This window comes from Mycobacterium paraterrae, assembly GCF_022430545.2.
GTDB lineage: Bacteria > Actinomycetota > Actinomycetes > Mycobacteriales > Mycobacteriaceae > Mycobacterium > Mycobacterium paraterrae.
In genome coordinates, this window is the sequence record NZ_CP092488.2 from 3,568,308 (window position 1) to 3,592,121 (window position 23,814).

The 23,814-nt window shown below is 63.8% G+C and carries 24 protein-coding genes and 1 other RNA gene; 20 read left to right on the plus strand and 5 right to left on the minus strand.

The genetic code is table 11. From position 1 onward, the window contains the following. Positions 1–127 precede the first annotated feature (127 nt). From prfB to MKK62_RS17260, 10 genes are all read left to right on the plus strand, one after another. A complete protein-coding gene (gene prfB, locus MKK62_RS17215) occupies positions 128–1,234 on the plus strand; it encodes a peptide chain release factor 2 (RefSeq protein ID WP_240258678.1) in 1,107 nt (368 codons plus the stop codon). Further along, positions 1,224–2,204: a mechanosensitive ion channel family protein gene (locus MKK62_RS17220; protein ID WP_240258677.1), complete on the plus strand. Its 981-nt coding sequence runs from the start codon at positions 1,224–1,226 to the stop codon at positions 2,202–2,204. Before prfB ends, MKK62_RS17220 begins: the two co-directional genes overlap by 11 nt. Further along, positions 2,204–2,647, plus strand: coding sequence for an Rv3103c family proline-rich protein (locus MKK62_RS17225; RefSeq protein WP_240258676.1), 444 nt, complete (start codon positions 2,204–2,206; stop codon positions 2,645–2,647). The genes MKK62_RS17220 and MKK62_RS17225 overlap by 1 nt, the downstream gene beginning before the upstream one ends. A gap of 70 nt (positions 2,648–2,717) precedes the next feature. Further along, complete coding sequence (ftsE, locus tag MKK62_RS17230) at positions 2,718–3,407, plus strand: cell division ATP-binding protein FtsE (protein ID WP_240264101.1); 690 nt, start codon at positions 2,718–2,720, stop codon at positions 3,405–3,407. Next, complete coding sequence (gene ftsX, locus MKK62_RS17235; RefSeq protein WP_240258675.1) at positions 3,408–4,301, plus strand: permease-like cell division protein FtsX; 894 nt, start codon at positions 3,408–3,410, stop codon at positions 4,299–4,301. Positions 4,302–4,303: 2 nt separating this feature from the next. After that, entirely contained in the window at positions 4,304–4,798 is a 495-nt protein-coding gene (smpB, locus tag MKK62_RS17240) for an SsrA-binding protein SmpB (RefSeq protein WP_240258674.1), read from the plus strand. Further along, entirely contained in the window at positions 4,795–5,643 is an 849-nt protein-coding gene (locus MKK62_RS17245) for an EamA family transporter (protein WP_240264100.1), read from the plus strand. Before smpB ends, MKK62_RS17245 begins: the two co-directional genes overlap by 4 nt. 177 nt (positions 5,644–5,820) lie before the next feature. Next, positions 5,821–6,783, plus strand: coding sequence for a ferritin-like domain-containing protein (locus MKK62_RS17250; protein ID WP_240258673.1), 963 nt, complete (start codon positions 5,821–5,823; stop codon positions 6,781–6,783). Positions 6,784–6,923: 140 nt separating this feature from the next. Next, positions 6,924–7,292: a transfer-messenger RNA gene (gene ssrA / locus MKK62_RS17255) on the plus strand. 143 nt (positions 7,293–7,435) lie between these two features. Beyond that, positions 7,436–8,260, plus strand: a complete 825-nt coding sequence (locus tag MKK62_RS17260; protein ID WP_240264099.1) for a polysaccharide deacetylase family protein — start codon at positions 7,436–7,438, stop codon at positions 8,258–8,260. 16 nt (positions 8,261–8,276) lie between these two features. On the opposite strand, the gene MKK62_RS17265 is transcribed toward MKK62_RS17260, so the two are convergent. Further along, positions 8,277–8,714 carry a GAF domain-containing protein gene (locus MKK62_RS17265; protein WP_240258672.1) on the minus strand — a complete coding sequence of 146 codons (438 nt, stop codon included), beginning with the start codon at positions 8,712–8,714 and terminating at the stop codon, positions 8,277–8,279. A gap of 34 nt (positions 8,715–8,748) precedes the next feature. After that, positions 8,749–9,234, minus strand: coding sequence for a universal stress protein (locus MKK62_RS17270; protein WP_240258671.1), 486 nt, complete (start codon positions 9,232–9,234; stop codon positions 8,749–8,751). A gap of 221 nt (positions 9,235–9,455) precedes the next feature. Between MKK62_RS17270 and MKK62_RS17275 the strand changes: the two genes are divergently transcribed. Both MKK62_RS17275 and MKK62_RS17280 read left to right on the plus strand, forming a co-directional pair. Next, positions 9,456–10,142: a hypothetical protein gene (locus tag MKK62_RS17275; protein ID WP_240258670.1), complete on the plus strand. Its 687-nt coding sequence runs from the start codon at positions 9,456–9,458 to the stop codon at positions 10,140–10,142. A 71-nt stretch (positions 10,143–10,213) separates the two neighbouring features. Beyond that, positions 10,214–10,462 (plus strand): excalibur calcium-binding domain-containing protein, encoded by a 249-nt coding sequence (locus MKK62_RS17280; RefSeq protein WP_240258669.1) that lies wholly within the window; start codon positions 10,214–10,216, stop codon positions 10,460–10,462. Positions 10,463–10,469: 7 nt separating this feature from the next. Here the strand turns inward: MKK62_RS17280 and MKK62_RS17285 are convergent, their stop codons facing one another. Both MKK62_RS17285 and MKK62_RS17290 read right to left on the minus strand, forming a co-directional pair. Further along, positions 10,470–11,189: an N-acetylmuramoyl-L-alanine amidase gene (locus MKK62_RS17285; protein ID WP_240258668.1), complete on the minus strand. Its 720-nt coding sequence runs from the start codon at positions 11,187–11,189 to the stop codon at positions 10,470–10,472. Between the two features lie 22 nt (positions 11,190–11,211). Continuing rightward, positions 11,212–11,676 (minus strand): hypothetical protein, encoded by a 465-nt coding sequence (locus tag MKK62_RS17290; protein WP_240258667.1) that lies wholly within the window; start codon positions 11,674–11,676, stop codon positions 11,212–11,214. Between the two features lie 268 nt (positions 11,677–11,944). Here MKK62_RS17290 and MKK62_RS17295 point away from each other — a divergent pair, with 268 nt between their 5' ends. From MKK62_RS17295 to MKK62_RS17315, 5 genes are all read left to right on the plus strand, one after another. Continuing rightward, on the plus strand, positions 11,945–12,604 hold the full coding sequence (locus MKK62_RS17295) for a biliverdin-producing heme oxygenase (protein WP_434084955.1): 660 nt from the start codon (positions 11,945–11,947) through the stop codon (positions 12,602–12,604). Positions 12,605–12,611: 7 nt separating this feature from the next. Then, positions 12,612–14,861, plus strand: a complete 2,250-nt coding sequence (locus MKK62_RS17300; protein ID WP_240258666.1) for a SpoIIE family protein phosphatase — start codon at positions 12,612–12,614, stop codon at positions 14,859–14,861. A gap of 113 nt (positions 14,862–14,974) precedes the next feature. Then, positions 14,975–15,277 carry an RNA 2'-phosphotransferase gene (locus MKK62_RS17305; RefSeq protein WP_240258665.1) on the plus strand — a complete coding sequence of 101 codons (303 nt, stop codon included), beginning with the start codon at positions 14,975–14,977 and terminating at the stop codon, positions 15,275–15,277. A gap of 11 nt (positions 15,278–15,288) precedes the next feature. Next, positions 15,289–17,049 carry a glycohydrolase toxin TNT-related protein gene (locus MKK62_RS17310; protein WP_240258664.1) on the plus strand — a complete coding sequence of 587 codons (1,761 nt, stop codon included), beginning with the start codon at positions 15,289–15,291 and terminating at the stop codon, positions 17,047–17,049. A gap of 58 nt (positions 17,050–17,107) precedes the next feature. After that, positions 17,108–17,443: an Imm63 family immunity protein gene (locus tag MKK62_RS17315; RefSeq protein WP_350355762.1), complete on the plus strand. Its 336-nt coding sequence runs from the start codon at positions 17,108–17,110 to the stop codon at positions 17,441–17,443. 87 nt (positions 17,444–17,530) lie between these two features. Here MKK62_RS17315 and MKK62_RS17320 read toward each other — a convergent pair whose 3' ends face one another. After that, positions 17,531–17,980: an SdpI family protein gene (locus MKK62_RS17320; protein WP_260060440.1), complete on the minus strand. Its 450-nt coding sequence runs from the start codon at positions 17,978–17,980 to the stop codon at positions 17,531–17,533. On the opposite strand from MKK62_RS17320, the gene MKK62_RS17325 reads away from it, so the two are divergent. The 3 genes from MKK62_RS17325 (at position 17,958) to ngg (ending at position 23,812) form a co-directional block, all read left to right on the plus strand. Beyond that, complete coding sequence (locus MKK62_RS17325) at positions 17,958–20,099, plus strand: hypothetical protein (protein ID WP_240258661.1); 2,142 nt, start codon at positions 17,958–17,960, stop codon at positions 20,097–20,099. The two genes, MKK62_RS17320 and MKK62_RS17325, sit on opposite strands and share 23 nt — an antisense overlap. 99 nt (positions 20,100–20,198) lie before the next feature. Beyond that, positions 20,199–22,004 (plus strand): N-acetylglutaminylglutamine amidotransferase, encoded by a 1,806-nt coding sequence (locus MKK62_RS17330; RefSeq protein WP_240258660.1) that lies wholly within the window; start codon positions 20,199–20,201, stop codon positions 22,002–22,004. Next, positions 22,001–23,812 carry an N-acetylglutaminylglutamine synthetase gene (gene ngg / locus MKK62_RS17335; RefSeq protein ID WP_240258659.1) on the plus strand — a complete coding sequence of 604 codons (1,812 nt, stop codon included), beginning with the start codon at positions 22,001–22,003 and terminating at the stop codon, positions 23,810–23,812. The genes MKK62_RS17330 and ngg overlap by 4 nt, the downstream gene beginning before the upstream one ends. The last annotated feature ends 2 nt before the right edge of the window (positions 23,813–23,814 follow it).

Consider the following 23,814-nt stretch of genomic DNA (forward strand, 5'->3'; position numbering starts at 1 on the left):
GATGCTAAACGGCAGGCCGCATCGTCCGTGGCGGGCAGCGCTGATTGCCGCGCTAGATCTTGCTCCACGGGGTGCAGCGCATTGTCGCCGTGGGTCTTGATCGCGCTGGCCGGTAACGTGATCAGGCGTGGACCCCGACCGCCAAGCTGATATCGCAGCTCTCGACACCACGCTGACCACGGTGGAGCGAGTGCTCGACGTCGACGGTCTGCGCAGCCGCATCGACAAGCTCGAGCACGAAGCCGCCGATCCCAATCTGTGGGACGACCAAGCCCGGGCACAGCGCGTCACCAGTGAGTTGTCCCACGCCCAAGGCGAGCTGCGCCGCGTCGAAGGGCTGCGCCAGCGGCTCGACGACCTGCCGGTGCTGTACGAACTTGCCGCCGAGGAGGATGAAGCGGACGCCAAGGCCGAGGCCGACGCCGAATTGAAGGCTCTGCACGCCGACATCGAGGCGATGGAAGTCCGCACGCTGCTATCCGGTGAATACGACGAGCGCGAAGCGCTGGTCAACATCCGCTCTGGCGCCGGCGGGGTGGACGCCGCTGACTGGGCCGAGATGCTGATGCGGATGTACATCCGGTGGGCCGAGCAACACAAATACCCGGTGGAGGTCTTCGACACGTCCTACGCCGAAGAGGCCGGGATCAAGAGCGCGACATTCGCCGTCCACGCCCCGTACGCCTACGGAACGCTCTCCGTCGAACAGGGCACGCATCGACTGGTGCGCATCAGCCCGTTCGACAACCAGAACCGACGGCAGACATCATTCGCCGAAGTCGAGGTGCTGCCGGTCGTAGAGACCACCGACCACATCGACATCCCTGAAGGGGATTTGCGCGTCGACGTGTATCGCTCCAGCGGTCCCGGGGGTCAGTCGGTGAACACCACCGACTCGGCGGTTCGTCTGACCCACATCCCGACAGGTATCGTCGTCACTTGCCAGAACGAGAAGTCGCAGCTGCAGAACAAGGTTGCGGCGATGCGGGTGCTTCAGGCAAAGTTGTTGGAACGCAAGCGTTTAGAAGAACGCGCCGAGCTCGATGCCCTGAAGGGTGACGGCGGCAGCTCCTGGGGTAACCAGATGCGCTCCTATGTGCTGCACCCGTATCAGATGGTCAAGGACCTACGCACCGAGTTCGAGGTAGGTAACCCGGCGGCCGTTCTCGACGGAGACATCGATGGGTTCCTGGAAGCAGGAATCAGGTGGCGTAACAGAAAAGATGACGAGTAATACAACGCTTCTAGCGGTGAGCACGGCGCAGCGCTGGCACGACTTCTGGCACGGCGTTTTGGGTCAATGGATCATCACCCGTGGCCTGCGCTTGGTGATGGTGGTGATCGCCGCCGTCTTGGCCGTCCGATTTGTCACCTGGGTCACCGAGCAGATAAGCCGACAACTCGACGAGCGATTCGTCGAAGGTGACGCGCTGGTCCGGTCCGAGTCGACCAAGCATCGGCAGGCCCTGGCGTCGGTCGCCCAATGGGTGGCGATCGTCCTGATCGCGATCTGGTGCATCGTCCGAATAGCTGACGTGTTCAGCTTCTCGGTCGCAGGCCTGGTGGCACCCGCGACGGTGATCGGTGCGGCCCTCGGTTTCGGCGCCCAGCAGGTGGTCCGAGACATCCTGGCCGGCTTTTTCCTGATCGTCGAGAAGCAGTACGGGTTTGGTGACCTGGTGACGCTGACCGTGGTCTCGGCGACCGAAGCCAGCGGCACGGTCGAAAACGTGACGCTGCGTGTGACCAGGCTACGGTCGCCAAACGGCGAGGTGCTGACCATTCCGAATGGTCAGATCGTCAAGGCGGTCAACGAGTCCAAGGACTGGGCGCGTGCGGTGGTGGACATCCCCGTTTCGACCACCGCCGACCTCAACCGGGTTGCGGAGGTGCTGCGCCAGGAGTGCGAAAGCGCCCTGGAAAATCCCATCCTCAAGGACCTCCTGCTGGATGCACCCACTCTGATGGGTGTCGAGAGCATCCAGGTCGACACGGTGACCCTGCGCCTGGTGGCCCGGACCCTGCCCGGTAAACAGTTCGAAGCCGGCCGCCAGCTGCGCGTCTTGGTCATCCGGGCGCTGGCCCGTGCCGGCATCATGACCGCCGAGGACGCCAAGGTAGGCGTCGTGGAAGGTCCGGGCGCCGAGGTGGCGGCAGCCCAACAGCACGAGTACGAAAAAGCCCGCGAGTCGGTTCAGCACTGATGAAGCTCACCCTCAACTTCCTGGAAAACCCCAGCCGAGACGCCGACAAGCAATGGCCGAACTTCATGTTCGGCGGGCGAGTCCGGACGTCGACGCTGGTATTGGTCATCGCGTTCTGCGCGGCGTGGTGGACGTACAACACCTACAAGCCGCATCCACCGCCACCGCCGGCAGCGCCGCAAGTCGTGCCGCCCGGATACGTCCCAGACCCCAACTACACCTGGGTACCGCGGACGCGGGTACAGCAGCCTCAGCCCACCTACAACACCCCGACCTACACGCCCACCACGACGGCCCGGACCACGCCGCCGACCACACCCCCGACGACCACAACCACGCCGCCGCCGTTGTTCCCGCCGATCGTGTTGCCGCCGCCGTTCGGGCCCGGCACCACGACGCCGTCGCCCGCGCCTCCTGGCCCGACACCGGCACCGCCCCGATGATGCGTCCTGGCTTGCCAGTGCGCCGCGTCGTCCGGACACCTGCCGTTCACGGTTAGACTGGCGACCCGTGATGATCACCCTCGACCGCGTGACCAAGCAGTACAAGTCATCGGCGCGACCCGCACTGGACAACGTCAACCTCAAGATTGACAAGGGTGAATTCGTCTTCCTGATCGGTCCGTCGGGTTCTGGCAAGTCCACGTTCATGCGGTTGCTGCTCGGGGCCGAGACGCCGACCAAAGGTGATGTCCGGGTCTCGAAGTTTCACGTCAATACGTTGGCCGGCCGGCACATTCCCCGGCTACGGCAGGTGATCGGATGCGTCTTCCAAGACTTCCGGCTCTTACAGCAGAAGACTGTGTTCGAGAATGTCGCGTTCGCGCTGGAGGTGATCGGGAAGAAGCCCGACGTCATCAACCGGGTGACCCCTGATGTGCTCGAGATGGTCGGCCTGTCCGGCAAGGCCAGCCGACTGCCCCACGAACTGTCCGGTGGCGAGCAGCAGCGGGTGGCCATCGCACGCGCTTTCGTCAACCGGCCGCTGATCTTGCTCGCCGACGAACCCACCGGCAACCTCGACCCGGAGACCAGTAGCGACATCATGGATCTGCTGGAGCGGATCAATCGCACCGGCACCACGGTGCTGATGGCGACCCACGACCATCACATTGTCGACTCGATGCGGCAGCGCGTCGTGGAGCTGTCGCTGGGCAGGCTGGTGCGTGACGAGCAACGCGGCGTCTACGGGATGGACCGGTAAGTGCGCTTTAGCTTTCTCTTCAACGAGGTCCTGACCGGATTTCGTCGCAACGTGACGATGACCGTCGCAATGATCCTGACCACCGCCATCTCCATCGGGCTGTTCGGTGGCGGTCTGCTGGTAGTCCGCTTGGCCGACCATTCGCGCAGCATCTATCTCGACCGGGTCGAGACCCAGGTCTTTCTGACCAACGACATCTCGGCCAACGACATGAACTGCGAGAGCCCGGAATGTAAGGCCTTGCGCGAGAAGATCGAAAAGCGCAGCGACGTCAAGTCGGTGCGCTTTCTCAACCGGCAGGATGCCTACAACGACGCCATCCGAAAGATCCCGCAATTCAAGGATCTGGCGAGCAAGGACGCATTTCCGGCGTCCTTCGTCGTCAAGCTCGAAAACCCTGAGCAGCACGCGGAATTCGACGCCGCGATGCAAGGCCAGCCCGGGGTCGATCACTTGCTCAACCAAAAGGAGCTGATCGACCGGCTCTTCGCGGTGCTGGACGGGCTCTCCGACGCGGCCTTCGCCGTCGCGCTGGTTCAGGCGATCGGAGCAATCCTGTTGATCGCTAACATGGTTCAGGTTGCCGCGCGCACACGCAGCACTGAGATCAGCATCATGCGCCTGGTCGGGGCGACGCGCTGGTACACCCAGTTGCCGTTCCTGGTCGAGGCGATGCTCGCCGCGACTGTCGGTGTCGTGATCGCGATTCTGGGGCTGATCGTGGTGCGGGCATTGTTCCTCGACAGCGCGTTGAGTCAGTTCTACCAAGCGCATCTGATAGCGAAAGTGGACTACGCCGACATCCTCTACATCTCGCCGTTGCTGTTGCTGGTCGGCGTCGCGATCGCCGGCGTCACGTCATACGTGACGCTGCGCCTCTACGTGCGGCGGTAGCGATGGCCAAGAAGCCGCCGAACAAATCCGCTCCGGCCCGGCAGATTGTGGCGACCAACCGCAAGGCTCGCCACAACTACTCGATTCTGGACGTCTACGAGACCGGCGTGGTTTTAGTCGGCACTGAAGTTAAAAGTTTGCGGGAAGGCAAAGCGTCGTTGGCCGACGCGTTCGCCACCGTTGACGACGGCGAGGTTTGGCTGCGTAACCTGCACATTCCTGAGTATCACCACGGCAGCTGGACCAATCATGCGCCGCGCCGCAACCGGAAGCTGCTTCTCCACAGACGCCAAATCGATGTTCTCATCGGCAAAATCAAGGATGGTAACCTCGCGCTCGTTCCGTTGTCGATGTATTTCTCCGAAGGAAAAGTCAAGGTGGAGCTTGCATTAGCGCGCGGTAAGCAAGCGCACGACAAGCGGCAAGACATGGCCAAGCGCGATGCCCAGCGCGAAGTGGTTCGCGAACTGGGTAGACGAGCCAAGGGCATGAGCTGATCGGAGCGGCATACGCCCAGCTTTCTGCAGTCAGCTACGGCGTCAGTGATTTCGTCGGGGGCGTAGCTTCCCGGCGCGCGGCCGCGCTGCGCATCATGTTGGTGACATACCCGCTGGCGACGTTGTTGCTGGGGGTGCTGGCCTTCACCGCCGGCGGCCCGATTCACCCGGGCGCGTTGTTGTGGGGTTCGCTCTACGGAATCAGCCAGGCGATCGGGGTCTACTGGTTCTACGCCGCGGTAAGCGCCGGGCCGATCTCGGTGGTCTCACCGCTGGCCGCGGTGCTGAATGCGGCGGTTCCCGTCGCGGTCGGGGTAGCGCTCGGTGAGCGACCGGGCGCGATCGCCTCGCTGGGCGTGGTGTTGGCGATGTTTGCGGTGCTCCTGGTCAGCCGGGAGTCGCCAGATGACCAGGACGTCCGTACGCACCGATTCACCAGCAAGGTCGCCTGGCTCACCATCGGCTCGGGCGTAGCTTTCGGTCTGGACTTCGTGCTGCTGCATCAAGCCCCGGTGGTCTGCCGGATGTGGCCGCTGTTCTTCGCCCGCGCCGCGGCGACCGTGCTGGTGGTGGCGCTGGCCGCGGCGAGCAAGAACCTGCAGCTTCCCTCGACCACGCCCTTGCGCTTGGCGGTGCTTGCGGCACTACTCGATACGTGCGCGAATGTCAGCATGCTGCTGGCGATCCAGAAATGGATGCTGTCGCTGGCCAGCATCTTGATATCGCTGTACCCCGCGACGACGGTGGTTTTGGCGATCATCGTGTTGCGCGAGCGGCTGACCCGATGGCAGGCGATCGGCATGGTGCTGGCCGCGATGTCGGTCAGCATGATCGCCGCGGCCTGACTTCGACCGGCTCAACTTCGTGTCTGACCCGGCGGCGCTGGTCAAAGCCGCGCGAACAGTGACATGGCTCACACTCGGTCGTCGTACGCATACACGCCCGACGGCGACGGGTAGGCGACCTCAACGGGCGCGCCCGGCCGCGTCGAAGCACATTCGTTAACCAGGGGGCTGAGAATTTTGAGCACACCGGACACGACAAAACTACTGACCCAACTGCGCACACTGTTGGATCTGACCAACACCGAGATCCAGGTCGCCGAAACTCGAGTTGCCCAGGCCCGCACGGATGCCGTGCGCCGGGAGCTCGCCCAGAATGCCGCTCACGGCCGTGAGCGCGCCGAAGCCATCGAGGCGCAGATTCGCGAACTCGGGGGATTCCCCGATGTCATCGGGCCATTCCTTGGTCGCGCGGCCGCCGCCGTCAAGGCGCTCACCGAGCAGGCCGCTCCGTTCGAAGAGGCATTGCTGGGCGACCTCGCACTCGAGGACCAGCTGCTCGACCGGGCGCGCTACACCAAGGCGCTGGCGGTTGCGGCCAAGCACCCCGGCGTCGAAGCACTGGCCGACCGGCTGATCACCGCGCACTCCGCGACTGTCGACTGGTTGACCACCGTGTTGGCCGAGGATGCACTCGGCGGCCCGGCCGCGTTGCGGCGGACCCCTTTGCAGGCGGCCGCAGGCACGGCGGTCAAGCTGGTCAACCTGCCCGTCACGTGGTCGGCGCGGGGAGTCGACCGGGCCGTGGAGGCCCTGCGCTCCACCGGCCCGGCACTCAACGACCTGGTGAAACGCAGCGGAAATGCCGGTGAGATTGCTGTGAAGGCATTGTCCGCCTCGCAGACCGCCGCATTGCAGGCCGCCGAGCGGGTCACCCGCTCCGAAGGTGCCACGAAGGCCGCAGACGCACTGCACACGGCGCGCGCCGAGGTCGGCGTACTCGAAGCCAGCGAACTGCCGATCGCTGACTACGACAGCCTCAACGTCAACGACGCGGTGGCCTCGATCCGCGAACTCGACGCCGTCGACGATGTTCGCGCGATCATCGCTTACGAGGAGGCGCACAAGAATCGCCAGCGCATCGTGTCCGCGGCGCAAACCCGCGTCGCTGCCATCGCCAAGGAAGTCGTAGGGATCAGCTAGGTACTCGGCTCAGCCCCTCGGCTACAGCCGGGGGGTTGACCGTTGGCCGGATCGTGATCGGTAGCGGAAGAAAAATCCGCGGCGAGCTGTTGAAACACCCGTATGATTGATTGTCTTGCCGATATCCGGCGAGGGTGCGAGGGGCTGAACGGTTTCGACTTCGCGCATCGAATCAAGGGAAGCGTGCCGGTGCAGGCAAGAGACCACCGTAAGCGTCGTTGCAACCATATAAGCGCCGATTCACATCAGCGCGACTACGCACTCGCTGCCTAAGCGACTGCGTGTCTGTCAGACCGGGACTGCCCTCGGCCCGGACCCTGGCATCAGCTAGAGGGACCCACCCACGGGTTCGGTCGCGGGACCCGTGGGGACATCAAACAGCGACTGGGATCGTCATCTCGGCTTGTTCGCGTGACCGAGAGATCCGAGTAGAGGCATAGCGAACTGCGCACGGAGAAGTCTTGAGGGAATGCCGTAGGACCCGGGTTCGATTCCCGGCAGCTCCACCGAGGAAGACCCCGATCGGGAAATAACCGGTCGGGGTCTTCGCTTTGCCTGCGTGAATTCGTCTGCCTGCAGAAATGTGTACGACGCGCAGGCAGGTTCAGCGTTGCGCGTTTGCTCGATGGCATGATTTACGTCTGTGTCCGAGCTGAACCGGCGCCGATTTCTCGCGGCGCTCTCCGCCGCGGTTGTCGGCGGTATTGGCGGCATCGGCGCGACGCGCGACGTCCTTGGCGGATCACCGGCACCCCCGAAAGCCGGCGCAGCTCCCGTCGCACCGGCGCTGGCAGGGCGCGGCGGAGCCGTTGCCGAAGCGTTGCTGCCACCGCCTGCTCCCATAGTGCGGGTAGCGCTGCCGGGTGGCGGCGTGCTCAACAAGCTCCCCGGCAACGGCAACCTGTTGGCGCTGACCGTCGACGACGGCGTGAACACCGACGTAGTACGCCTCTACACCGAGTTCGCCAAAGATACCGGCGTCCGGCTGACCTATTTCGTCAACGGCACCTACCGCTCCTGGACCGACAACCTGGCGCTGCTGCGCCCGCTGGTCGACTGCGGCCAGATCCAGCTGGGCAACCACACCTGGTCGCATCCGAACCTGACAAAGGTGCCAGCGAGTCGAATCGCACGCGAGATCACCCACAACGACGACTTTTTGAAGAACGCCTTCGGCGTGGACGCTCGACCGTATTTCCGGCCTCCCTACGGAAAGCGCAACGCCGCCGTCGATGCCGTTGCCGCTGATCTCGGCTACCGCGCGATCACGCTGTGGTCGGGCTCGCTGTCGGATTCCACCGTGATCACCGAGGACTACATCGTCCAGATGGCCGAACGGTCGTTCACCCCGCAGGCAATTGTGATCGGACACCTCAACCATCTGCCGGTCACCCACGTTTACGGGCAACTCCGCGACCTCATCCGCGCGCGTAACTTGCGGACCGTGACGCTTAACGACGTATTCCTCGGCCCTTAGTCGACACGCCTCAACATCATCGTGCTTGCCAAATCCGTTGTGTCTCTTCACCGATCGAAGGATCGTGAATTTCCTGGAAATTGCGGCCACTCCGGCCGAAGGTAGCAACCGCGGCGGCTGGCGCGTCGTGTTCCAGGATCGGGGTGGTTAACCACTCGCAAGGGCGAACATGTACCAAGTCAACAGCCATCGCGTCTTGGTCGGCGTCGTAGAAGTACGCGCCGGAAACACGCCCTAGCCAAAACAACCCGTCGGTGTCACGGGTCCAGACGAACGAGCCGTCGGGCAGCTCGGCGAAGCGATCGATGCGGCGGACGAGTCTCTCCTGTTCGGAGGATCGGCTGACGAGTTGCCCGAATCCGCAAATTCCGAGCCGACGAGCGCGATCGAGAGTGGCTTCCAACTCCACGGCATCGTTGCGGGACCGCATCGGAGCGCGATATACGGCGACCATAGGGACATCGTCCCTCGCCGCCGTTGCGTCTGCGCTACCCGACGGTGTGGACGATCAGGATGTCGACCTTGGCCTTGCGGGCGACGGTATCCGGCACGGATCCCAATAGCCTGCCGGCCACGGTGCCGATGCCCAGGTTGCCGACGACGAGCAAGTCTGCCTTGACCTCGTCTGCCAGGTGCAGCAACGCACTCACCGGTGCACCGACGATCGACCGATCCTCGATGTCGTGGGCGCCGGCTGCCTTCGCCCGGTCGCGGGCGTCCTGCAGAATTGCGTAGACCGGGGCGCTTCCGTGCATTCGATACCCGGAGTCGCCCAGGCTGTCGGCGGCTCTGCCGTCCATCAGGCGATCCGGCGACGGCGGCCGTGACCAGCCGCCCTTCTCGGATGTGTCGAGATGCGCGCTCGCGATGATCAGCTTCGCTGATTCCTGCGCCGCGATCGCTGCCGCGCGGTCCACCGCCTTGAACGACGACTCCGAGCCGTCAGTCCCGACGACGATTGTCCGATAGCTCATGGTGCCTCCACCAGCCGGTCAACGACGACAATACGACCCTAACGGCCCGGCTGTTCGTGCGCGGCCCATTGCGGCTATCTCGACGAACACGCGCCGAGGGTCTCGAAAATGTAGGGAAAGCCCCTATTGATCCGCACTCGCACCTAGCCCAGGCTTTTTTCAGGTGTTTTTCATGTGGGGACCACAGGCTCATCGCCGCGGTCGAGATGAAGGAGATCGCAGTGAGCGCTCGCGGATTCGCCCAGCTCGGCATGTTTGCGCTCGGAATGGGCATTGGCGCGGCGGTGGCCGCCGCGCCGGCCTTGGCCGACGGGTTGGATTATCAGATCTCGATCGATGGTTACGACCTGTTCCCGACCACAGGCAACACCGCCACGGCGACTTCAGGCATGGGGGACCTCGCGATCGCGTTCGGCGACGGGTCAAATGCCACTGCTCAGACAGGTCTCGGCAACTTCTCGTTCGCGGACGGCACGAACGCCATCGCTCTGACCGGCGGTGGTGACTACAACACCGCGATCGACATCGGCGACAACAACCTCACCGGCGACCAGCCCCAGTTTGCGCTGGCCGGCGCCGGCAGCCACGACTTCGCCTTCATCGATGCCAATGACAGCGAGGCCACCGCCAGCGGCGATATTCTTCAGTCGGGCTACGACAGCAGCAATAACACCGCTATCGTCTTCGACCCATTCGGCACCGGTAACGACATCGTCAACACCGGTGTGAATGGCTTCCACGCCGGCAACTACGACTTCGGAGCCATTCTTTTCGACGACAACATCGTTAACCAGGGCGCTTCGGGCGCCGATTACCTCTACGACATCGTCACGACGCTCGGCACTGAAACCAATGCCGCCGCGGCGACCGCCGCGGACTGGTGGGCCGAACTCATGGCACTGTTCTAGCAGCGTTGTCGGAGCCTGCGGCTTCACGTGTTCACCGTGCTCGACGCGCACGCATTACGTAAAATGACGCCGTGATTGCCAGAGGTAGGGGTGCACTCAGCCTGCTCTCGGCGGCGGTCGTCGCGACGCTATTAAGCTTCGAAATCAAGAACGCCACCGTGGCTATCGCTGATCCGCCATATCAGAATTGCAGTGAGGCACGCGCCGACGGACGGTCCAGCATTCCCGCCACCGATCCCGCCTACCGGCCCGACCTCGACCTCGACGGCGATGGATTCGCCTGCGAGCCCGCCTCGAAAGGGCGCCGCTCGACAAGATGACTGCTGGTCAGCCGCCTGCTTCGATGGCGGCGACATGCGCAGCAGCATCCGGCCCGCAGGAGCGCTCGAGATTGACTCCACCCGCCGCGAGAAGGGCGTCGATCCGGTGCTTGAGGTCACCCGATGCCACGTGGGCGTAGAGGTTTGCGCCTGGACACGAGGTTTGGGCGAAGTCCCGATGACCGGCCAACGTGTCAGACTTGATGCGGAATTGTTGTGCGGCCCAAGCGAATGCAAGAGCGGTGCCGCGCAGCTGAGCTTCTGATACCGGTTCGCGGTCGAAATCTCCTTCACAGAGCACCAAGAAATGGCCGGTCGTGTCGTAGTCGGTCGCGGTGTCGCCGGCAAGATCGGTGCTGCGCAATTCATACAGATTGCCGTTGCGGTCCACGGCAACGTGATACGCGATATCGATCCAGCCTTTTTGATCCTGGTGATATCGCTGATCCTGGCGCAACCTTTCCGGGGCATTGCGGTTGTCGCCGAGGGCGACCGCTTCGTGATGCAAAGTCATCCGCGTGATGGTGTGGTGTTTGCCTCCCGGACGTGCCGGTCGGGCGCCCCAGGCATCACGGCAGATCAACATCGCCGAGGAGGCACTGGCCAAACGTGGATTGGTCGTCGACGGCGCCGCGCTCGAGCAGGCGCCGACCGTCGACGCGACTGCAAATCCGGTTGCCAGCCGCAACCACCGGCGACGATCAAACGAGCCGCGAGGCACTTCCATGCGCTCACGTTACAAACTGAGGTCAACCCCCGGTGACAATGCGTTGCTCGACGTAGCGACCGGTGACCACGTTGGCCGACGCCTGATTCTCGAGGCGGCGGGCCTCCCGCTTGATCCGTCGGTCGAGCACGCGGTCATCACGTCGGGTCAGCGTAGTGCTGCGCTTCGACAAAAGGTCGAGTTGCCGCCAGCTGAGGCCGTCGAGTTCGCCGACGGAGTCGTGAGTGGCGAGCACTACCGCGCCGTACAAAAGCGGCACTGTTTTCGCGGTGAAGCGCGTCGTGGCCAGCAACAATTCCGTTGCGGCGCGGTTCACCTTCCGCCCGCAGCGCCGTGTCGTGGGAGTGAACCAGAAGTCGAATTGCCGATCGGAACTGGTCAGACTTTCCAGCCCGTAATCGTGAACCAGTCTGACGATATCCGCGTTGCTGTAGGCGCGAGTTTCGTAGACGGCACCTTCAGGGCTGAAGTACAGGATCGTGTTCATCTGGTTTGTCCCTTTCGGCTCAGGGCTGGACGTGTCTCAGAAGTGATAACGAAGAATCACACTTGTGTAATTCCCGGGTCACGGTTTGAATAAACTCTTCTAGTCGAAATAGATTCGACGGGCGGTGAGAGAGCGCTTGTCGTCGCGGCAGCAAAGCCGGAAGACATGCCACCTCGCAGGTGAGCCGTGGGTAGGTGTCTGACAGACTGTCCGAATCGGCCCCCGTCACTGTCCCGTCACCGTGAGTCTCGACCCGTGGAGCACATTGGTGAATGCTGCAGTTCCCGCGGCCGATAAGCAGCTATCGGCCGTCATGCGGGCTGCCTCTCAGCGGGAACACGACCTGGCGGAGAGTTCGCCGTTTTTCGCCGAACTGCTCGGTGGCCGTCTCGGCAAAGAGGCGTACGTCGCGTATTTGCTTCGGTTGCAGGTGGTGTACGCCGCGCTCGAGGAAAGGGTGCGGGCCCACCGACGCGACCCACTGGTTGCCGCGGTCTACGACCCCGGGCTGGAGCGCCGAGCGGCCATCGATGCCGACGTGCTCACCTGGTCGGACGGGTCACCCGGAATGCTCATGTCGCCGGCCGCAGAGTCGTATCGGTCTCGGCTGCTCAGCGTTGACGACGGCGCAGCGCTGGTAGCCCATCACTACACCCGATATCTCGGCGACCTGTCCGGCGGACAGGTTATCGGCCGTACGCTCGACAGTGTTTTTCAGCTCGGCGGCACCGGTCTGGAGCTCTACCGCTTTCCAAGCCGGCCGAAACTGCTCAAGGATCGATACCGCAACAGCCTTGACTCCCTCAGCCCCAATGCAGAGCAGGTCGACACTCTGATGCGCGAAGTCAAACTCGCGTTCCAGCTCAATCAGGCATTGCTCGACGAACTCGCCTCCACGTACGTCGTGAGTCGTTCGCGTGACGAGTGACTCAGCAATGTCGGACGGACAGCCCGTCGACGGATTCGTCCCGGTCGGCACGCCCATCGATCTGGATAACTGCGCGCGCGAACCCATCCACATTCCGGGCAGCATCCAGCCACGCGGGGTGCTGGTGGTGTTGCGCGAGCCCGCCTTCGTCATTCGGCAGGTGAGCGCCAACGTTGCCGAATTGCTCGGCCGCGCCGTCGACGAGGTGCTGGGCCAGCATTTATCGGCGCTAATCGGAATCGACCAGGCTGCGCGCGTCCAGCAAGCTGCGTCGACGTTCGGCGAACTGCGTCAACGCAATCCGCTCGAATGCCATGTCGAGGTCAACGGTGACGTGCGCGCGTTCGACGCCATCCTGCGCCGTGAACCGGGTGGCGTGCTGTTGGTCGAACTCGAAATCGCTTACGGTGAGCGGCCGTTCTCGTTCCCGAACACCTACCAAGCTGTGCGCAGTTCCGTCGAAGAGCTGAATCAAGCCACCACGCTCACCGAGCTGTACAACACCACCGCGCGCGCAGTCCGCGATCTCACCGGCTTCGACCGGGTGATGGTGTATCGGTACGACGCCCACTACAACGGTGAAGTCGTGGCCGAGGCGAAGCGGGACGACCTCAATCCGTTTCTCGGTCTGCACTATCCGTCGACCGACATCCCGGCTCAGGCGCGAGCGCTCTACGAGAAGAACTGGATCCGCCTCATCTCGGATGTCGACTACACCCCGACACCGCTAGTGCCCGCGGTCGATCCGGAAACCGGGACGCCGCTCGACCTCACCTACGCCACGTTGCGCAGCGTCTCGCCGATCCACATCGAGTACCTGCAGAACATGGGCGTCCACGCCTCGATGTCGATCTCGCTGCTCCGCCGCGGGAGGTTGTGGGGGCTCATCGCGTGCCATCACTACGCCGGGCCTCACCTGCCGCCGTTCGGCACTCGGGCCGCGGCGGAGTTCTTAGGGTCGACCCTGTCACTGCGCCTGGTGGATCAATTCGAAGACGACCAGTTGCACAGGCGCCTTACCTCGCAGGCTGTGCTGGCCAAACTCACCGCCGCGACCCTGGGAGACGATGAGCCGATCGCGTCCGCGCTGCTGGGTGCGCCAGACTTGCTCGACCTGGTCCCCGCTGATGGTGTCGTCGTCAACATCGACGGCGACACCGAAGTGCGGGGGAGCGTTCCGCCGACCGATGTCGTTGCCACGGTGGCCGAATGGGCTCGCGGGGCTGGAGACGACGTCGCCAGCAGCGAATGTCTTTCTCAGGACGTTCCGGCGTTACGTATTGATCCGCAAGTGGCCGCCGGTGCGCTGGCGCTGAACCTGCCGGACGCCCAGTACGCCATCTGGTTTCGGCGCGAGGTGCAACGTTCCGTGGACTGGGGTGGCGATCCACACAACAAGGCGATTGCCGTCAGCGAGGGCGACGAAGTCCGGCTCAGCCCACGCAGGTCGTTCGAACGCTGGCGCGAGGTCGTGCGGGAACGCAGCGAGCCTTGGACGCTGACCGAAACCGAATCGGCCGAAGCGCTGCGCCGTCACCTAGTCGAGTCGTTGTATCGCCGCACACGCAGTGCACTACGGATGGCCGAAACGATGCAGTTGAGTCTGCTACCGGATTCGATTCCGACACTGGAGAATTGGCAGCTTTCAGCGTATTACGAACCGGCGGCTGGAGGCCGCGTGGGCGGCGACTGGTATGACGCGTTCGAACTTCGTGACGGCCGCCTGGTGGTAGTCCTCGGAGACGTTGCGGGACACGGGATTACCGCAGCAGGGACCATGGCTCAGCTACGCAATGCGTTGCGTGCGCAATTATTCGTCGGCACCGAGCCGGCCGCGGCGCTCCGCGAGCTGAACGAATTCTGTGAGCACTTGATGCCTCGTGCGTTCGCCACCGTCGTCATCGCGCGTATCGACCTGCAGTCCGGTCGGGTGGAGGCCGCCTGCGCGGGCCACCTCATCCCGTACCTGACGAATTCGGTCAGGGCTTTTCAAGCTCCGATAAAGCTGTCGCCACCGATCGGGCTGAAAAACGTGACCTATGCGGCCAGTACCTTCACCATCGAGCCGGGCCACAGGTTGGTCATGTACTCCGACGGTCTCGTGGAGCGTCGCGGTGAGGCCATCGACGATGGCATCAATCGTCTCGCCGAGATCCTCACCCGTCCCGGTGATGCGCCCGCGTCGCGCATCCGAGAAGTGATGGAGTGGGATGACGGTCATGACGACGTCACGATCGTCACGCTTCGGCGCCCCTAGGGGCAGATTGGCGACTCTGGAATCGGCATGGCTGTCCCAAAAAGGTGAGGGGCGGACCCCTTTTGTTCGGGCTATGCTTCAGCCCGCAGGACCACTGAACAGGAGGGATCGCCGTGACGGACGAGTTGAAAGTCGATCCCGTCGCCCTACACAACGGCAGTAACGACATGCTGGACTCGGTCGGCGAGGCCGCCTTGAGCTTCGTCGATCACGAGGATGCGTTGGCGGACGCCGCACCCGGCTGGATCGGCTCGTCACAAGAGGCGTTAGGTGAGTTGGCGGCGCACTGGGAGGCGCGGCACGGACACCACAAACTGCAGGTCGGCAACCTCGGGACGCATGTCGCCGAGGCGATGCTCCGCTACGTGAACAACGAGGACGAGGCAGCTCGATCACTGCGGTCGCTGGCGGAGTAAAGAGGTAGCTCGTGGCGCCGCTGACCCCGGCCGACGTCAAGCGCTGGGATGCCGACGCGATTCACGCGGTGTTCCAGACCGCCACCAACCGGGCTGCAACGTTGCAGACCCTGGGTGACAGCCTGCAGCAGGTCCACAACAATCTCAGCGAATGGCACGGTGAAGCGGGAGACGCTTTTCGCGCCGACATCGGCAAGACGCGCCGCGACATCGAAGCGGACGGGCAGGAATCCAGGCAGGTAGCCGGGGCGGTGTCGCGCGCGGAAGCCGATGTGCGGGCGGTCAAGTCGGAGCTCGATGGAATCGAGCAGACCGCGGAAAGTTATGGCTTCTCGATTACCCCGGACTGGCGAATCGACGCCGGCGTGGGTGCGATCGGTTTTGACGAGGTGACCCTGGTCGCCGAAGAACAGTTGCTGCAAGAGCAGCTCGACGCCTGTAAGCAGCACGCGCACAACGCCGATCAGGAACTAGCGAATGCCGTGCGCGCAGCCGTCGGGGAGCCTCCGACGAGTGCTGGTGCACCTGGGGCGGGGGCCCCTGCTCCGGGCTCAACAGCTGGCGCCACCAGCGGTAAGCCAAAGACCTGGCAGGACATGCTCTTACCAGGTGGGCCGGCGAGTCCCGAGCCGGGCGCCGACCCCACGAAGGGGCCGCCGGTTCCTGCCGGCGCCGGGGGACCACCGTCGTTGCAGGACCTGATGCTTGGGCGGGGCCAACCGGCTGACCAGAAGCCGCCGCCTGGGGATCCGCTGGGCATGCTGAGCCAACTCAAGCCACCGGTTGTGCCACCGCAGCGACTGAACCCGGCGGATATCGAGAGCTTCAAGGCGTTGGCGCGGAAAAGCATGATCGCCGACGGTGTACCACCGGATCAAATCGAATCCAGATTGAACGACGTTGTCGCCCGCACCCAGCAGTGGATGGACGCTGGCATGCCGCACTACGAGGCGCCGCAGCCGCCGAAGCCGCCGCCGCCCGGGTTTGGCGAGGGATTCGGTGACAGATGGAATTCCTCCATCACCGGTATTCAGGACCTCGTCGGGGCAAACGGGCTCGACAAGATGGGCGACGCCTGGAGCGGCATGGCTAAAGGGCTCGGTCAGAAGGCGGAGGAAGCCCTGGTATTCGGCCCTGCCGCTCCTTTTGTTGACGCGGTGGGTGAGGTCAAGAGTTTCGCGGACAACCCGTCGTACTACCTCGGTGAGAGAGCCGCGGATGGCGCCCTTTCCGCCCCAGCGATGATGTTCGGCGGAACAGGAGCGGCTGTCGAGGCCGGTCTTCCCGCCCAAGTTGTGACTGAAGGCGGTGCGCCCCTGGCCGTTATGCGAGGTTGGGATCCGTTAGGCGGAATGTCGTGGGACGACTTCGCGACGCACTTCGGCACCCCTGAGACTCGTGCGTGGCCAGGCAATGACGGTTTTCCGGCGGGCTACGAACTGCAACCCGCCCATCTGCCCGAAGGCACAATCATTGACCGGTTCGGTTCCGAGTACGGCCGCTACCTCGCGCCCGACGGCACGCCGTTCGCTGATCGCGCATTGCCTCCCGAATCATCGGGAGGAGACTACAACCGATACATGGTCACAGGAAAAGGATTGCCCCCAGGCTGGCAAATCGTCGAGGGCCCTGTGGAACCATTCTATGGCCAGACACCGTCGCCAGGAACGCTGCAATATATGATCCAAGGGCCCGAGGGCGTTACACCAACCGTGCAAGAACTTGTCAGACTAGGAATTTTGGATAACTATGGACCCCGCCTCGGACGGTAAATCCGCTGAACTGCAGGCGGAGATAGACCGGTTTGCAGATTTTTTTGGCGTCCCTCCTATTCGAGTCGGTCTGCGGACAAGTGACGGACTTAACATTTATGTTGCTGAGGACGGTTCTTACCATTACTCGTTCTACGAGCGAGGACGTCTCAGCTTCGACCGGTCAGGCAGCCTTGATGACGTTCTGTACTGGTATTGCCAGGGTGTAATTTCGAGTCAAGCCGCAAAGAAGTTCGGCGATCGTGCCGACCGTTTTAGGTACGAATACGATGTGCTTAGCCAGCTGAATACTGCCTGGGCCAAGAGAAATGTTCGAGAGACCGCAGCGATGTTTCGGAAGTATGGCCAACCAGAAGACATCTCCCTGCTGCCCGAAATCGGAGAACCACTCTAAGGGGCGTTGCTTCGCCTTTGGTATCCGCGCTTAAAAGTATTCGCCTGCTGCGAAAATCGGTCCCGATAACCCGGCCTAGTCGCCGCGCTATTCCTCCACCGCTTTCGCTGCCCTGCCAGCCGCAATTCCGGTAATTAACGCAACGACGACGAAGACAGCGGCGCCAACGATGCCGATGACATTCACAGCCTCGATGGTCGGCGCGCTCAAGACAGCCAGCAACAATCCGACGCCGGTGAGCAAGTGCAGCGGCATCAACCGCAAGGCGGCTTGGTGGCCGGCGAGCCAGGCGCGGTCGCTGCGCATGGTCGACGGCAGGCGAATCCCCACCCATTGATTGCGCTTGAGGCGACCGTTAGCGGCAGCCCAATCGACGGCGACGATCAGGAAGGCCAGCAACGCGAACGTGACGGCCATGAAGGTCGCAACGACCTGGCGTGGCTCCATCGCTCCACCGTACTGAGCAAACTGCGGTGGCGGTTGCAACACCGCCCGATCTGGGTACAGGACCGGCATGCAGCGGCCCGACACGATCATCGAGATCCACCGCGAACGCGTCCAAGACCAAACCGTCGACATGTTCAGTGGGGACAAATACACCGAGGCCGTCGACGGGCCTGGCTACTCCGCGACCGCCACGCTCGATCTCACATTAGACCGCGTCTGGTTCGTCTTCGACGGCCAGCAGCGGTTGTGGCAGGAGCAGCACGACGACGAAACCCGCGACCCGCTAAGGCATTTCGCTATCGACCTGGCTATCTTCGACTCCAAGATCACCATCGACTCGGTGACTTGCATACCGCTGGTGTCATTGCCGCCCGCGACGATCACCATCCCAGACGGTCCTCGCGCGAACGAATCTCGGGAAATCGCTTACAACGAGATTCCGCTGTTTGGCCGGCTGACCGTCCATGATCAACTTGAGCCGCGCGAAACCGAGCCCGGCAAACAAACCATCGCGCTGGACTTCACCGGTCAAGACGCCCCACTGCTGGTGGCCAACCCACTACCCGGTGATTACGCTCCGCAGCTATTCGGGGCGCACATCGATCGTCGTCCGGACGGCAGCATTGCCTTCGCCGATCAGGACCCGCGCATCACCTGGGAGCTCGACTACGCCGAGGCCTACTGGATCACCCATTGCATCGCCGGCGAGCTGATGGTCAACCTCGAAAAGCTGCAGCACCCAACAATTTCCGATGACGAGGCCAGGATCAGGATGCTCGACTCGCTGGCCGCGCAGATCACCGACGCCGTGCGTCCCAAACTCGCCGAGATGGGGGAGCGCGGCGTGATGGACCTGATGCCGTCCCCCTTGGACGTCGACGCCGAATCGCGCGACGACACCACGGTCAAAGCGCTCGACGCGCTCGTGCAGCGCTTCGACGTCGACGGGACGACCCACGAATCCATGGTGATCCAGCTGCAGACCGTGCGGGAGCTTCCGTCCGGAGAAGAGTTGCCCCCGTCGATTCTGGCTGAAAACCCGCACGAGAAAACGGGATTGGCGGTTACCGGGTGGAGCATCCTGCGTCAAGTCCGAGACACCGTGATGAACACGTTCGACCTGGACGAGGACGACTTCGACGCCGATGTGCCATGCCTGCTGGCTGGGCCCAAGACCATCACCATCGGCGGACAGGACCGCTGCCTGGAAGCGCTCGACGCCGACATCGTGCCGCGAACCGGAGACGGTCGGCTGGTTGTCGACGGCACCGTCAGCGCCGACACCACCCTCTACGACTTCAAGGCCACCTTCCACGTCACCTACGAGATGGGCCTCGATGCGATACCCCGGGATCCCGGCGGCAAGGAAACGCGACGGGCGGACTTGGAAACCATCGAAAGCCTCGAACAGGCGCTGCGGGCCGCCGGCGAGCAGAAGCGTGCCGGTCAGCTCAGCCCCGAGGATTACGAGGCCGAGGTCAAACGCGTACATGAGCGGCTCGACGAGCTTCCGAAAACTGTCGGGGTGCGTCCGACGCAGAATCCGCCTGAAGCGGAGGTCAATCCGGAGTTCAGCCTGACGGTCCCAGGCAAAGTGGCGGCGGCGGCCGGCGCCGCGGCCACCGCGGGTCTGCTGGCGCTGCCGGTGACGTGGGCAGCTGGCGCCGCCGGGGTGGGCGCCGCCGGAGCGGGAGGCCTTTTGACGTTGGCGATCGTGCAGTACCTCACCACGGTGCTGACCATCGACTGGTTCGGCGTCGGCCTCGGCTCGCGGCAGGTCAAGCAGTCGCTCGACGATCGCCCCGAGGGTACGTCGCTACCGCCGATCGGCATACCGATCGATGTGGACTTCAATCGTCAGCGTCTGGCGGTGTATTTCCGGCCGCTGCCGTCGAAACTGTGGATCGGCTGCGTCGAGGTCGGCGACGGCGAGGAGTCAGACCAGGGCGAGGTGCGGCTCGTCGGGGGGCGTTGGCCGACGGACCACAAGCCCTGGATGTTGTCCAATGACGACGCGATGTTGTACGCCGACTCCGGTGAACTGCAGCTGTTCATGGAGCCGGACAGCGTCAGCGGCGACGGTGCGGCGATCAGCGTCGCTACCGCCGCCAACGGGCGCCGCTACCTCCAGGTGCAGAACGAGGATGCCGACAAATTGCTGCGGCTCCCGCGCGGGTGTGGTCAAGACAACGCGGGTGACAGGAAGTGAGGCGTTACGTGGAACGAGCAGGCCACACGGCACTAAAGGGCAACGCGGCCGCCAGTCAACGGCGCGCACGCCGAATTGGACCTCTGTAGGGTTACTGACGTGTGTGGAGCCACCGGTGAGGTGCGACTTGATGGTCGGGCACCAGACTTAGCGGCGGTGGCGGCGATGACCGCCGTCATGACGCCGCGCGGCCCCGACAGCGCGGGGGCCTGGTCACAGGGTCGAGTTGCACTTGGTCACCGCCGATTGAAAATCATCGACCTGACCGAGGCGGGCGCTCAGCCCATGGTCGACTCGGACCTGGGCCTGACCATCGCCTGGAACGGTTGCATCTACAACTACAAGCAGTTGCGCACCGAGCTGCAGGGCTACGGCTACCGATTCTTCTCGACCAGCGACACCGAGGTTCTTCTCAAGGCCTACCACCGCTGGGGCGACGACTTTGTCAGCCACCTGATGGGGATGTTCGCCTTCGCCATCGTCGAACGCGACAGCGGCCGTGTCCTGCTCGGCCGCGACCGGCTTGGCATCAAGCCCCTCTACATCACTGAGGACAGCCACCGCGTTCGATTCGCCTCATCGCTGCCGGCGCTACTGGCCGGCGGCGGTGTCGACACCCGCATCGACCATGTCGCGCTGCACCACTACATGACGTTCCACTCGGTCGTGCCGGCGCCGGCCACCATCCTGCGGGGCGTGCGCAAAATCCCGCCGGGGTCGCTGCTTGCCATCGAACCGGACGGACGTCGGGTCGCGAGCACGTATTGGCTGCCCGACTTCACCCGGCACGAGGACCGCGCGGGCTGGTCTGAACGTGACTGGGAAGACGCCGTGCTGTCGTCGCTTCGTACCGCGGTCGAGCGCCGACTGGTCGCCGACGTGCCGGTCGGTTGCCTGCTTTCCGGTGGAGTCGACTCCAGCCTCATCGTCGGCCTGCTCGCCGAGGCCGGCCAGCACGGCCTGTCGACGTTCTCCATCGGCTTCGAGTCGGCCGGCGACATCAAGGGCGACGAGTTCCAGTACTCCGACATCGTGGCCAAGCGCTTCGACACCGACCACCATCAAATCCGGATCGGCACCGAGCGCATGCTGCCCGCGCTCGACGGCGCTATCGGCGCCATGAGCGAACCGATGGTCAGCCACGACTGCGTTGCGTTCTACTTGCTCAGCCAGGAAGTTGCGAAGCACGTCAAGGTCGTCCAGTCCGGGCAGGGCGCCGACGAAGTCTTCGCCGGCTACCACTGGTACCCGCCGATGGGCGAACCGGCCGCCGCCACCTTGGAGGGTGCGGTCAACCAATACCGCGGTGCCTTCTTCGATCGCGACGAGGCAGGTTTGGCCGCATTGCTCGCCGGGGGTTACCTCGCCCAGGGCGATCCCAGCTTGCGCTTCGTCACTGAGCATTTCGCCCAGGCCGGTGCCGAGACAGGCATCGATCGCGCACTGCGGCTCGACACGATGGTGATGTTGGTCGACGATCCAGTCAAGCGGGTCGACAACATGACGATGGCGTGGGGTCTCGAGGGCAGGGTTCCGTTCCTCGACCACGAACTGGTCGAGTTGGCGGCAACCTGCCCACCGGAACTGAAAGTGGCGCACGGCGGCAAAGGTGTGCTGAAACAGGCTGCGCGCCGGGTCATTCCGTCTGAAGTCATCGACCGGCCGAAGGGTTATTTCCCGGTGCCCGCGTTGACGCACCTCGAAGGCCCGTACCTGGACATGGTCCGTGACGCGCTCTTCTCTCCGGTCGCCAAGGAGCGAGGGTTATTCGATACTGGAGCGGTGGACGCTCTGTTGGCCGATCCCAACGGTCGGCTCACCCCGCTGCGCGGAAACGAACTCTGGCAGATCGCTCTGCTCGAGCTGTGGTTACAACGTCATGGTGTGACCGGGCCGGCAGCATGACTTCCATCGGTCCATCGGCGGACCACCCCGAGGCGATCACGCTCGGGTTGCACGACGCGTCACCGCCGCACTTGGTTGACGCCATGTCGAAGGACGTGGAGCTCGAATTGGGCTGGGGCAGGCTCCTTTTCGGTCAGACGTTCGCCGACGCCGACACGCTGGCTGACGCGCTCCGGCGGGAAGCGCCTGGGCGGCGCGACATTTGCATCTACGCCCGTGAGCCCCAGATCGTCGTAGCCGGAGCACCTTCCGAGCTTTTCATCGACCCGAGCCACACCTATCGGCTGCGATTCACCGACGACTCCGAAGACGACCCGAACTCCTCACTGCCGGTCGGTGTCACCGTCCGACCGATCAAAGACACGTCCGACGCCGACGCAATGAACCGGGTCTTCGTCAGGTGCGGCATGGTTCCCTCGCCGGTGGACGTCATCTGGCGCAACAATCTCGAAGAGCCGGCCGTCACCTATCTGCTCGCAGTGCGTGACGACGACGGAGCTGTGGTGGGAACGGTCACCGGAGTCGACCACGAAGTGCTGTTCAAAGATCCAGAGCATGGCTCGAGTTTGTGGACGCTGGCGGTAGATCCGGGCGCCGGAATCCCCGGCATCGGCATCGCACTGACCAAGCAACTGGCTGCGCACTTCCGCCGCGCCGGCCGCTCTTACATGGATCTGTCGGTGACCCACGAGAACACGGCCGCGATCCGACTCTACGAGAAGCTGGGATTCCGCCGGGTCCCGGTTCTGGTCATCAAGCGCAAGAACGCGATAAACCAGCCGTTGTTCAGTCCGCCGCCCGAGACTGTCGACGATCTCAACCCGTACGCGCGCATCATCGCCGACGAAGCGTTGCGTCGCGGCATCTGGGTGGAGGTGCTCGACGCCGAGACCGGCGAGATGCGTCTGAGCCACGGCGGTCGTAGCGTTGTTACCCGAGAGTCGTTGTCGGAGTTCACCTCTGCCATTGCCATGTGCCGGTGTGACGACAAACGACTGACCCGACGGCTGGTGTCAGATGCGGGCATCGTCGTGCCGCGCGCCCGCCTGGCGACGTTCGACGACGAAGACTACGCATTTCTCAAAGAAGTGGGCGAGGTTGTCGTCAAGCCGACAAAGGGAGAGCAAGGCAAGGGCATCACGGTCGGTGTGACCGCGGAGAACGGACCAGATGACCTCACCGCGGCAATCGCGTTGGCCCGCGAGCAGTTTCGCGAGGTGTTGATCGAGCAGCGGGTGGTCGGCGACGACTTGCGACTCGTGGTGATCGACGGCCGGGTGGTGGCTGCGGCGTTGCGGCTGCCGCCCGAGGTGATCGGCACCGGCGAACACAGCGTGCGCGACTTGATCCTGGCAGAGAGTCGGCGGCGTTCCGCGGCAACCGGCGGCGAGTCGAAAATCCCGCTGGACGCCGTCACCGAGGCGACGGTCATCGAGGGTGGCTGGCAACTGGATGACGTATTGCCGCAGGGCAACCGGCTGCGTGTCCGGCACACCGCCAACCTGCATCAGGGTGGCACCATTCACGACGTCACGCCTGAGGTGAATCCCGAGCTGTGCCGGGTCGCGGTGACGGCTGCGGAGGCGATCGGTATCCCGGTGACGGGCATCGACTTACTGGTGCCGGATGTCGCCGGCGAGGAGTACACGTTCATCGAGGCCAACGAGCGGCCGGGCCTGGCCAATCATGAACCGCAGCCCACCGCAGCGGCTTTCGTCGATTTCCTGTTTCCCGGGCAGCCTGGTCAACCGTTGGCCTGGACGCCTGACGAGTCGCCGCGGGTCCCCGACGATTCAGTCGTCCGATAACG

Excerpts from the sequence above, each read along its gene's own strand:
- MKK62_RS17320 (WP_260060440.1), bottom strand. The coding sequence starts at position 17,980 with ATGATCGTGTCGGGCCGCTGCATGCCGGTCCTGTACCCAGATCGGGCG.
- MKK62_RS17225 (WP_240258676.1), top strand. The coding sequence starts at position 2,204 with ATGAAGCTCACCCTCAACTTCCTGGAAAACCCCAGCCGAGACGCCGAC.
- MKK62_RS17285 (WP_240258668.1), bottom strand. The coding sequence starts at position 11,189 with ATGGAAGTGCCTCGCGGCTCGTTTGATCGTCGCCGGTGGTTGCGGCTG.
- MKK62_RS17290 (WP_240258667.1), bottom strand. The coding sequence starts at position 11,676 with ATGAACACGATCCTGTACTTCAGCCCTGAAGGTGCCGTCTACGAAACT.
- MKK62_RS17270 (WP_240258671.1), bottom strand. The coding sequence starts at position 9,234 with ATGAGCTATCGGACAATCGTCGTCGGGACTGACGGCTCGGAGTCGTCG.
- MKK62_RS17220 (WP_240258677.1), top strand. The coding sequence starts at position 1,224 with ATGACGAGTAATACAACGCTTCTAGCGGTGAGCACGGCGCAGCGCTGG.
- MKK62_RS17300 (WP_240258666.1), top strand. The coding sequence starts at position 12,612 with ATGTCGGACGGACAGCCCGTCGACGGATTCGTCCCGGTCGGCACGCCC.
- smpB (WP_240258674.1), top strand. The coding sequence starts at position 4,304 with ATGGCCAAGAAGCCGCCGAACAAATCCGCTCCGGCCCGGCAGATTGTG.
- MKK62_RS17325 (WP_240258661.1), top strand. The coding sequence starts at position 17,958 with ATGCAGCGGCCCGACACGATCATCGAGATCCACCGCGAACGCGTCCAA.
- ftsE (WP_240264101.1), top strand. The coding sequence starts at position 2,718 with ATGATCACCCTCGACCGCGTGACCAAGCAGTACAAGTCATCGGCGCGA.
- ngg (WP_240258659.1), top strand. The coding sequence starts at position 22,001 with ATGACTTCCATCGGTCCATCGGCGGACCACCCCGAGGCGATCACGCTC.
- MKK62_RS17265 (WP_240258672.1), bottom strand. The coding sequence starts at position 8,714 with ATGGTCGCCGTATATCGCGCTCCGATGCGGTCCCGCAACGATGCCGTG.